This window comes from Vibrio sp. V08_P9A1T1, assembly GCF_963874405.1.
Lineage (GTDB): Bacteria > Pseudomonadota > Gammaproteobacteria > Enterobacterales > Vibrionaceae > Vibrio > Vibrio anguillarum.
The window spans coordinates 1-10,518 of the sequence record NZ_CAWNIB010000026.1; the positions used below are offsets into that span (position 1 = coordinate 1).

Annotated in this window: 10 protein-coding genes, 1 pseudogene and 1 other annotated feature; of the genes and pseudogenes, 7 read left to right on the top strand and 4 right to left on the bottom strand. The window is 46.5% G+C overall.

Annotated elements, in window-relative coordinates:
- From AACT21_RS01580 to rnm, 4 genes and pseudogenes are all read right to left on the bottom strand, one after another.
- Positions 1-299 (bottom strand): annotated as a pseudogene (locus tag AACT21_RS01580) (putative bifunctional diguanylate cyclase/phosphodiesterase); the annotation flags it as partial.
- A gap of 275 nt (positions 300-574) precedes the next feature.
- Positions 575-1,618 (bottom strand): 23S rRNA pseudouridine(2605) synthase RluB, encoded by a 1,044-nt coding sequence (gene rluB, locus AACT21_RS01585; protein WP_013857138.1) that lies wholly within the window; start codon positions 1,616-1,618, stop codon positions 575-577.
- A 121-nt stretch (positions 1,619-1,739) separates the two neighbouring features.
- A complete protein-coding gene (locus tag AACT21_RS01590; protein WP_013857139.1) occupies positions 1,740-2,360 on the bottom strand; it encodes an L-threonylcarbamoyladenylate synthase in 621 nt (206 codons plus the stop codon).
- The gene (rnm, locus tag AACT21_RS01595) at positions 2,357-3,226 is read right to left on the bottom strand and encodes an RNase RNM (RefSeq protein ID WP_017042022.1); all 870 of its coding nucleotides are present in this window, start codon (positions 3,224-3,226) and stop codon (positions 2,357-2,359) included. The genes AACT21_RS01590 and rnm overlap by 4 nt, the downstream gene beginning before the upstream one ends.
- Positions 3,227-3,290: 64 nt before the next feature.
- Here rnm and AACT21_RS01600 point away from each other — a divergent pair, with 64 nt between their 5' ends.
- From AACT21_RS01600 to trpA, 7 genes are all read left to right on the top strand, one after another.
- Positions 3,291-3,428 (top strand): hypothetical protein, encoded by a 138-nt coding sequence (locus AACT21_RS01600; protein ID WP_010318233.1) that lies wholly within the window; start codon positions 3,291-3,293, stop codon positions 3,426-3,428.
- Positions 3,375-3,477 (top strand) — a sequence feature (Trp leader region). It overlaps the preceding gene by 54 nt.
- Positions 3,478-3,601: 124 nt before the next feature.
- Entirely contained in the window at positions 3,602-5,167 is a 1,566-nt protein-coding gene (locus AACT21_RS01605; RefSeq protein WP_026028041.1) for an anthranilate synthase component 1, read from the top strand.
- Between the two features lie 5 nt (positions 5,168-5,172).
- Positions 5,173-5,763: an aminodeoxychorismate/anthranilate synthase component II gene (locus tag AACT21_RS01610; RefSeq protein ID WP_017042020.1), complete on the top strand. Its 591-nt coding sequence runs from the start codon at positions 5,173-5,175 to the stop codon at positions 5,761-5,763.
- A 20-nt stretch (positions 5,764-5,783) separates the two neighbouring features.
- Positions 5,784-6,782, top strand: coding sequence for an anthranilate phosphoribosyltransferase (gene trpD, locus AACT21_RS01615; RefSeq protein ID WP_017042019.1), 999 nt, complete (start codon positions 5,784-5,786; stop codon positions 6,780-6,782).
- A gap of 5 nt (positions 6,783-6,787) precedes the next feature.
- Positions 6,788-8,197, top strand: coding sequence for a bifunctional indole-3-glycerol-phosphate synthase TrpC/phosphoribosylanthranilate isomerase TrpF (gene trpCF, locus AACT21_RS01620; RefSeq protein ID WP_094164104.1), 1,410 nt, complete (start codon positions 6,788-6,790; stop codon positions 8,195-8,197).
- A gap of 131 nt (positions 8,198-8,328) precedes the next feature.
- The gene (gene trpB, locus AACT21_RS01625) at positions 8,329-9,519 is read left to right on the top strand and encodes a tryptophan synthase subunit beta (protein ID WP_017044620.1); all 1,191 of its coding nucleotides are present in this window, start codon (positions 8,329-8,331) and stop codon (positions 9,517-9,519) included.
- Positions 9,519-10,325, top strand: coding sequence for a tryptophan synthase subunit alpha (gene trpA, locus AACT21_RS01630; protein WP_017047754.1), 807 nt, complete (start codon positions 9,519-9,521; stop codon positions 10,323-10,325). Before trpB ends, trpA begins: the two co-directional genes overlap by 1 nt.
- Positions 10,326-10,518 lie beyond the last annotated feature (193 nt).

A 10,518-nucleotide genomic window follows, 5' to 3' on the forward strand; every position in this document is an offset into this window, starting at 1 on the left:
TTTAATTTTTTGATCGTTATATTGAGAGTACGCACAAACATACTAAGGCTGTGCAGCCCAGTGAGGCTGTCCATATCATTGGCTTTTTCTAGTAAGCGATTCCCTCTAAGCACCAACATGAGCAAAAGTAAGGCGGTAATAATGACAAACATCAACCCCTTATAGGTTTGAGCGAGAGCGCGCAACTGGGCGTTATCTAGCAATAATTCGACTGTCATATCCGAGAATAATATCCAGAGCACGGCAAATGTTGCGTAGATAAGTGCCACTTTAACGGCTGAGATGCCTGCTCTATCCATGTTTAACTGACTCCAAATGTACCCGCTTATGATCGTAACATTGTAGCATCACTAAAATTTAGTCAACCATACCATACATGCCACATGTAGCCTGTTTCTTCACTCTACTCACTTAATACCAGAAAATATGAACATAGGGATGTCAATCATGCACAAGTGCTCAATACCAACTCTATTGTTTTAATTTTTAGTTTATTATCAATCTCTTAAACGAAAAAATCCCGAGCTTAGCTCGGGATTTTAATATCAATTAACAGGCAACGAGAAAGTTTCGCTTATCGACGTGGCGCTTTCGCTTTACCAGTTTGAGGCCGACCAGTGCCGCGGCTACCATCGGCACCACTGTTACGGGTACTTGAAGCAGGCTTGCGACGGCCAGTCGTTGTGCCATTGGTTGTCGTACCGTTAGTTTTTTTACCATTCGTCGTTGTACCATTGGTCGTACGACTTTTAGGCTTGCCTGTCGTCGTTACGCGCTCTTCATGGCGCTTAACGGCACGGCGAATTTTTTGGCTACGCGCACGCTCACGAGTACGTGAAGTGTTGTCTTTGCTCAAATCTAGCATCGTCTCTTTTTCAGGACGCAGTTCAACCAATTCACGTAAATAGTTTACATCTTTAAGATCCAGTTCCATCCAACCGCCGCGTGGCAGTTTTTTGTCCAAATAGATCTCGCCATAACGAACGCGTTTCAAACGGCTCACTGTGGTATCTTGAGATTCCCAAAGACGACGAACTTCACGATTACGGCCCTCGTTAATCGCGACGTAGAAAGTATGGTTCATACCTTCACCACCAGCGTAAACGATATCTTCAAAGCGTGCCAAGCCATCTTCTAGCTCAACCCCTTTAACGAGGTTACGCACTTTCTGCTCGTTCACTTCGCCAAAAACACGCACTAAATATTCGCGTTCTACTTGACGGCTTGGGTGCATAAGGCGATTAGCCAATTCACCATCGGTAGTAAAGAGAAGTAAGCCTGAGGTGTTGGCATCTAAGCGGCCAACTGAAATCCAACGCGAACCACGAATTTTAGGTAGACGATCAAATACCGTCCGACGACCTTCTGGATCATGACGGGTACAAAGCTCACCTTCCGGTTTGTAGTAAGCAAGCACTCGACAAATAACCTCTTCTGGCGCTTTAACGGAAACAGCATGTCCATCAATACGCACAACCGCGTTATCATCTTCTAGACGCTCGCCCAACATAGCTACCTTGCCATTAACACTGACACGTCCTGCTCTAATCAAAGCTTCTAACTCACGACGAGAACCATGACCAGCTCGTGCTAAAACTTTTTGTAACTTTTCGCTCATTTATCTACCTATGTGTCGTCTTCACAGACGTCGAATGAAAAAATGCGACCCCAAAATCGCGGCCGCATAGTATCTCAAATTCTACGCCAAAAAGCACTCGTTTTGATGGCCTACTCAAAAGCTATTCAAAAGGTGTTGGATCGCCCGCTCCCACGCGAGCAACCACCATCTCATCTTCACTGAAATCAATCACTGTCGTCGGCTGTTCACCTAAATAACCCCCGTTTAAAATGACATCCACGGCATGCTCAAGGCGATCCCGAATCTCTTCTGGATCCGATTCTGTATGGGTGTTGCCGGGCAAAATAAGTGAAGTGGACATTAGTGGTTCACCTAACGCTTCAAGTAAATCAAGTGCAATACGGTTATTAGGCACGCGGATACCGATCGTCTTACGCTTCGCATTCATCAACCGACGTGGCACTTCTTTGGTCCCTTTGAAAATAAACGTATAAGGGCCAGGTGTATTATTCTTTAGCAAGCGAAAAGCGGTATTATCCACACGCGCATAAAAAGAGAGCTCTGACAAATCACGGCACAGCAAGGTAAAATTATGCTTATCATCAAGGCGGCGAATTTGGCAAATACGCTCTAATGCTTGTTTATTTTCTAGTTGGCAGCCTAGTGCATAACCAGAATCCGTTGGGTACACAACAACTCCGCCATTGCGGATAATGGCAACCGCTTGAGTAATCAAGCGAGTCTGCGGGTTTTCTGGATGAACGTAAAAAAACTGGCTCATTGTAATTCCTCATTATTGAGTCTATCTACGGGGCTTAAACCCCAATCTTTCCAGACAGGATCGACGCCAGAAGGCAACCAAAGATTTCGCCCCAGTTCCATCCAAGGTGAGGGGTAATGAAAGTCACTGCCTTGAGAAGCTAATAGATTGTATTGTATGGCATAATCGGCCAAATTACGTCTTTCTTGTGGCGCTTGTTGTGGCTGTGCCACTTCCATAGCGTCACCACCCGCTTCTACAAACGCCGTTATTAAGCGCTTGAGCCACTTGGTCGTCAAGTCATATCGTCCAGGATGCGCTAATACCGCTTGGCCACCAGCGGCGTGTATTGCTTCAACGGCATCGGTCATCGAGCACCAACTTGGTGGTACATACCCGGGATTATCGCGGGTGAGAAACTTTTTGAACACCTGCTGCATGTTCTTCGCAAAACCCTGTTCAACCAGCCATTTTGCGAAATGCGCACGAGTAATCGGTGCCTCTCCGGCGATGGCTTGCACCTCTTCTAACACCCCTTCACGTGTCACTTTTTGCAATCGTTGTGCAATCAATTGTGCGCGCTGCACACGATGTGCCTTTTGCTGCTCAATTAACTGCTGCAGAGCTTGAGCGTTTGAGTCGATGTTGAGCCCAACAATATGAATATCTTTATTTTGCCAAACCGTGGAAATCTCGATGCCATCGATCAAGGTGATGGGTAATTGTTGCTGATTAATATAGTCATGAGCAATAGTTAATGCATCAGTCGTATCGTGATCAGTGATCGCCAATACCTCAATATCAAAGCTTAGCGCCCTATCGATTAACGCTTGCGGCGATAACCTGCCATCTGAAGAAGTGGTGTGGCTATGTAGATCAATTCTCATAATTTTATTTTGGCCATCTTTTAGGCTTGACTTTTTACTCTCGCACTAGTTAACTAGTACACAAATGCAAGGCACGTATTTGAGGTTGACCATGTTACAAGAATTTAACCAAAACCATAATCACAATTTAAGCGCAGCTTCATCTGAGCTCAATTGGTGGCACACTTGGACAAGTTCTTGGTGGGCAACCGTGTACTTTTAAAATAGAACACGAATTCACAAAGCCCGCCTCAATGAGCGGGCTTTTTATTTTGTCGAATAGCTCACATTACATTGCGCAATAAAACAGCGAAAACCCCAAAGTGATGATTGGGTCTCTAAGAGGATTATGCGAGTATGGACGACAGGAACATTAAAATTCATCAAGGAGGTCTTGTGAATAAGACCATTGAAATTAAAAACTTAGGCCAAATTGACGTAATCAATATGTCCGTGCCTTATACCCAAGATCCAACACGTCTATTTCATACGCTATGTGAGTCAAAAACAGATTGTTTGCTATTAGAATCCGCCGAGATCGACTCAAAACAGGATCTCAAAAGTCTATTATTGGTTGATGCTGCCGTGCGCATCACTTGCTTTGGTCACGTTGTCACTTTTCACGCATTGACAGACAATGGTCAACAGCTCATCGAACATCTACAGCGTAATATTAAAGCGGATATTGAACATCAGTTACAACAAAATACCTTAACGCTTCAATTTCAAGCACCATGCGACACGCTAGACGAAGATTCTCGCCTACGCGAAGCCTCTTCTTTTGATGCACTACGTCTCGTGCAGCACAGTTTCGATCTTCGTCATCACGATAAACATGCCCTCTTTCTAGGCGGTTTATTTGCCTACGATTTGGTGGCCAACTTCGAACCGCTAGGAAATGCCGATACGACTAATCAGTGTCCAGACTACGTTTTTTATATCGCGGAAACCTTGTTAGTGATTGACCATAAAACTGAGCATTGTCAGTTGCAAGCCAGTGTTTTTAACCCCACGCCAACAATGCGCGAAACATTAATTACTCGTTTACAAGAGATCGCGCAGCAATGTGCCGCACCCAAATTACTACCGCAAGCCAAAACCGTAGCTAACGTAAGCGTGACAACGAATATTTCTGACCAAGAGTTTTGCAAGACCGTTCAAGCGTTAAAAGAATTTGTCGTGAAAGGCGATGTTTTTCAGGTGGTCCCTTCTCGCCGATTTACGCTGCCTTGCCCTTCACCACTTGCTGCTTATAAAAAACTGAAAGAGAGCAATCCAAGCCCTTATATGTTTTATATGCAAGACGAACGCTTTACTCTGTTTGGCGCTTCTCCTGAAAGCGCATTGAAATACGCCACCGAAACCAACCAAATTGAGATTTACCCTATCGCAGGGACTCGCCGCCGTGGTAAACGCACCGATGGTTCAATTGATTTTGATTTAGATAGCCGCATTGAACTTGAGCTACGTTGCGACAAAAAAGAGAACGCTGAACACATGATGTTGGTCGACCTTGCGCGCAACGATGTCGCACGTATTGCACAAGCAGGAACGCGCCACGTCGCTGATTTATTGAAAGTGGATCGCTACAGTCACGTTATGCATTTGGTTTCTCGCGTGGTGGGTCAACTCCGAAGCGATCTCGATGCACTGCACGCTTACCAAGCCTGCATGAATATGGGCACACTCACTGGTGCGCCGAAAATTCGGGCCATGCAGCTTATCCGTAACGTGGAAAAAGCCCGCCGTGGCAGTTACGGTGGCGCGGTAGGCTACCTTACCGGGGAAGGCGATTTAGATACTTGCATCGTGATCCGCTCGGCTTATGTCGAACAGGGTATTGCGCAAGTTCAAGCGGGCGCTGGGGTCGTTTATGATTCAGACCCTCAATCGGAAGCCGATGAGACACGTGGTAAAGCACAAGCCGTGATCTCTGCAATTCAAGCCGCGCATCAGGAGTAGCAGACATGGCCAACATTATTTTTATCGATAACTTTGATTCCTTTACCTACAACCTTGTTGATCAATTCCGCTCACTCGGCCATACGGTGACGATTTATCGCAACAACATCGCCGCACAGAGCATTGAACAAGCGGTCTTTCAATTGGATGAACCGCTGCTGCTACTCTCCCCCGGACCGGGCGCGCCCGCAGACGCGGGATGCATGCCACAATTAATCCAACGCCTTAAGGGCAAAGTGCCGATCATTGGCATCTGTTTAGGTCACCAAGCGATTGTTGAAGCTTACGGCGGCACTGTCGCGGGTGCTGGCGAAATTATCCATGGCAAAATCTCGATGATGGAACACCAACATCATCGTATTTACCAACAGCTACCGTCACCACTAGCCATTGCTCGTTATCATTCCCTAGTGGCTACTGAGGTTCCAGATAGTTTAACCATCACGGCTGAGGTTGATGGGCTCGTGATGTCCGTGGTGCAAGAGCAAGATAAAGTGTGCGGCTTTCAATTTCATCCAGAGTCCATCATGACTACTCATGGCGCAGCATTGCTTGCCAATGCGATCGATTGGGCTTTAGAAAAAAGCACCCACTAACGGATTTATAGGGATATTTTATGGAAAACATCATTAATAAACTTTACGCGCAGCAGTCGCTCTCGCAAGCAGAAAGCCAGCAACTGTTTGATCTCATCATCCGTGGTGAACTCGACTCTATTTTGATGGCAGCGGTATTGACGGCACTGAAAATCAAAGGTGAAACACCCGATGAAATTGCTGGTGCAGCCAAAGCATTATTGGCTAACGCGGCCCCGTTTCCAAGGCCAGACTATGATTTTGCAGACATAGTCGGCACTGGTGGTGATGGCTCAAATACTTTTAATATTTCAACCACCGCAGCATTTGTTGCTGCTGCCTGTGGCGTAAAAATTGCCAAACATGGTAATCGTGGAGTATCGAGCAAATCAGGCTCTTCTGATCTACTGGATTCATTTGGTATTAACCTTGCGATGAGCGCTGAAAATACTCGCCAAGCCATCGATGACTTGGGCGTCGCTTTCCTATTTGCGCCGCAATATCACGGTGGCGTGCGTCATGCGATGCCCGTGCGTCAAACCATGAAAACGCGCACTATCTTCAATATATTAGGGCCGCTGATTAACCCCGCTCGCCCCAACATTGAACTGATGGGTGTTTACAGTAAAGAACTGGTTCTGCCTATTGCCCAAACCATGTTACAAATGGGATTGAAACGTGCAGCGGTCGTTCATGGCAGTGGTTTAGATGAAGTGGCGATTCATGGTGAAACCTTAGTGGCTGAAATTCGTGATGGACACATCATCGAATACACCTTAACACCTAAAGATTTTGGTGTTGAAAGCTATCCACTTGAAGCCATTCAGGGTGGTGAGCCTGCGGAGAATCGCGCCATTATTACCAACCTGCTGACAGGGAAAGGCACGCCAGCGCAACTGGCTGCCGTCGCTGTCAATGTGGCGCTGCTGCTGCGTCTTTTTGGCCAAGAAGATCTCAAAGCCAATACACAACAGGCCATTAGTGTAATGAACTCGGGCAAAGCCTATCAGCTTGTCCAACAACTGGCACAAAGAGGTTAAGCCCCATGCCTGAGCAACTTTCTGACCACATTTCAACCCAGCATACTCAAATGGCTGAAGTGTTGGCCAAAATCGTCAATGACAAATATGAATGGGTCGAGCAGCGTAAAACGCAGCAACCATTGGGCAGCTTCGAACATTTATTAACCGCATCGGATCGCTCATTTTATGATGCGTTAAATACGGGTAAAACCGCTTTTATTTTGGAGTGTAAAAAAGCGTCACCTTCCAAAGGGCTCATTCGCCAAGATTTTGATTTGGATTATATCGCCTCGGTTTACCATCAATATGCAGACGCCATTTCAGTTTTGACTGATGAAAAATATTTCCAAGGCAACCTCGAATTTCTGCCACGCGTTCGCGCGCAAGTAAGCCAACCTGTGATTTGCAAAGACTTTATGGTTGATGTTTATCAGGTTTATTTGGCTCGTCACTACAGTGCAGATGCCATTTTATTGATGCTGTCCGTCCTTGATGATCAACACTATCAAACGCTAGCCAATGTGGCTCACCAACTGGGTATGGGTATTTTAACCGAAGTGAGCAATGAGGAAGAGCTGCACCGGGCAGTCGCCCTGCAAGCGAAAGTTATTGGCATTAATAACCGCAACTTGCGCGATCTCTCAACCGATCTAAATCGCACTAAACAGCTGGCACCTTTACTCCCAGAAGGAACCATGATCATCTCAGAGTCTGGTATTTATACTCACCAACAAGTGCGTGAACTTTCGCAATACGCCAACGGATTTTTAATCGGCAGCTCGTTAATGGCCGAAGAAAATTTAGAGCTAGCGGTACGCAAAGTGACGCTCGGCGAAAACAAAGTGTGCGGCTTAACTCATGCTGACGATGCGGCCAAAGCCTATCAAGCTGGAGCCGTGTTTGGTGGCTTAATTTTTGTGCCGCAATCCAAACGCTATGTCGACTTGGACAATGCACGTTTGACGATGAGCGGCGCGCCGCTGCGCTACGTGGGCGTGTTTCAAAATCACACTATTGAAGCCATTACGCAGATTGCTACGACGTTAAAACTCTTTGCGGTGCAACTGCATGGCGAAGAAGATCAAGCCTATGTTGACCAATTGAGAGCTCACTTACCTAGCCAGATTGAAATCTGGAAAGCTTATGGCGTGAGCGACTGCCTGCCGACCAAACTTGAGCGCCACATTGACCGTCATTTATTCGATGCCAAAGTAGGAACGCAATCTGGCGGCACTGGCCAACGTTTTGACTGGCAATTACTAACCGAGGTAAACGATGTCATGTTGGCGGGTGGCTTATCCCCTGAAAATGCTCAGCAAGCAGCAAACATCGGTTGTTTAGGGCTCGATCTCAATTCAGGTGTTGAGAGCGAACCGGGGAAAAAAGACTTACACAAGCTAACCCTAGCGTTCGACGCTATTCGGCAGTACTAACACTAAATCGATTCCCATTGACTTGAAAAGCGAGTGACTCACCCAGCCGCAAGGTCAAGTAGCAAGGGATAACAATAGATTCATTACCGCTGAATCACTCAGCAGTAACACAGAGACTAAGGATACGAATCATGGCAAAACTCGATGCCTATTTTGGCGAATACGGTGGTCAATACGTTCCACAAATTTTAGTACCAGCGCTTGACCAATTGGAACAAGCTTTTATTGATGCGCAGGAAGATCCTGAATTTCGTTCTGAATTCATGACGTTACTACAAGAGTATGCAGGTCGGCCAACGGCGCTAACTTTGACGCGAAACCTCACGAAAGGCACAAAAACCAAATTGTACTTAAAACGTGAAGACTTATTGCACGGTGGCGCACACAAAACTAACCAAGTACTTGGTCAGGCACTGCTTGCTAAGCGTATGGGTAAACATGAAATTATTGCCGAAACAGGCGCAGGGCAACATGGTGTTGCAACGGCGTTGGCCTGCGCACTACTGGGGCTAAAATGTCGCGTTTATATGGGTGCAAAAGATGTTGAACGCCAAAGCCCCAACGTGTTTCGTATGAAGCTAATGGGCGCAGAAGTGATCCCCGTTCATTCAGGATCAGCAACACTTAAAGATGCGTGCAATGAAGCGCTACGTGACTGGTCTGCCACCTATGAAACCACCCACTATTTATTAGGTACTGCAGCGGGGCCTCACCCATTTCCAACCATAGTCCGTGAATTTCAACGCATGATTGGCGAAGAAACGAAACTGCAAATTTTGGCTCGCGAAGGTCGTTTACCAGATGCGGTGCTTGCTTGTGTCGGCGGCGGTTCGAACGCGATTGGCATGTTTGCTGACTTTATTGAAGAAAAGAATGTCCGTTTGATTGGCATTGAGCCAGCAGGAAAAGGCATTCATACCCACCAGCATGGCGCGCCATTGAAGCACGGCAAAACAGGTATTTTCTTCGGCATGAAATCACCTTTGATGCAAGATGAAAACGGGCAAGTGGAAGAGTCTTACTCGGTGTCCGCTGGGCTTGATTTCCCTTCTGTTGGCCCTCAGCACGCTCATCTTTATGCGACAGGCCGCGCTGAGTACGAAAGCATTACCGATGATGAAGCACTCGATGCTTTCCAATCGATCGCACGTAACGAAGGCATTATTCCCGCGCTGGAATCATCACATGCGGTTGCTTACGCCGTGAAGATGGCGTATGCCGAGCCAGAAAAAGAGCAGTTATTGGTCGTGAATCTATCCGGTCGCGGCGATAAAGATATTTTCACCGTCCATAAACTATTAGAAGAGAAAGGAGCGCTGTAATGGATCGCTATCAAACCCTATTTCAGCGTTTAGCTGACAACAATCAAGGTGCGTTTGTTCCATTTGTGACCATCGGGGACCCAGATCCAGAGCAATCACTGCGCATCATGCAAACGCTAGTGGAAGCAGGAGCAGACGCATTAGAACTCGGTATCCCTTTCTCTGATCCGCTCGCTGATGGCCCAACCATCCAAGGGGCTAATATTCGTGCACTGGATGCAGGGACGACTCCAGATATCTGCTTTGAGTTAATAACCAAAATTCGCGCGCAATATCCCGACCTGCCTATCGGACTACTCATGTATGCCAACCTAGTTTATTCACGCGGCATCGAAAACTTCTACCAACGCTGTAAAAATGCGGGTGTAGATTCAGTATTGATCGCCGATGTTCCGACTAATGAAAGCCGTGAATTTGTCGCGGCGGCAGACAAATACGGGATTCAACCCATTTTCATCGCACCACCCACCGCCAGTGATGAGACCCTAGCCGCGGTCGCCAAACTTGGCCGTGGCTATACTTATCTACTGTCTCGATCCGGTGTGACAGGAGCAGAAACAAAAGCCAATATGCCAGTACATGCCTTGTTGGAAAGACTGAACCAATTTGATGCCCCACCCGCATTGCTTGGGTTTGGGATATCAGAACCTGAGCAAGTCAAACAGGCCATCACCGCCGGTGCCGCTGGCGCAATATCGGGATCCGCAGTGGTGAAAATTATTGAACAACGACTTAATCAGCCAGATGAAATGTTAACGACTCTCAGCCATTTCGTTTCCAGCATGAAAGCAGCGACGTTGAAATAAATTGGTTTACAGCAAAAACCAACCCGATCGATTTCTGAGTCAAACCAAGAAATCGATCTTTTTTTTAACATTTACACCTCGCCAAATTCATTCATAAAACACAAATCAACCACTCATTGAATTGACAAAGCAAATAGCAAACGTTTTCTTTTTGAAAAAACCACGTTTCATGTCAATGAACTATCAATAATCT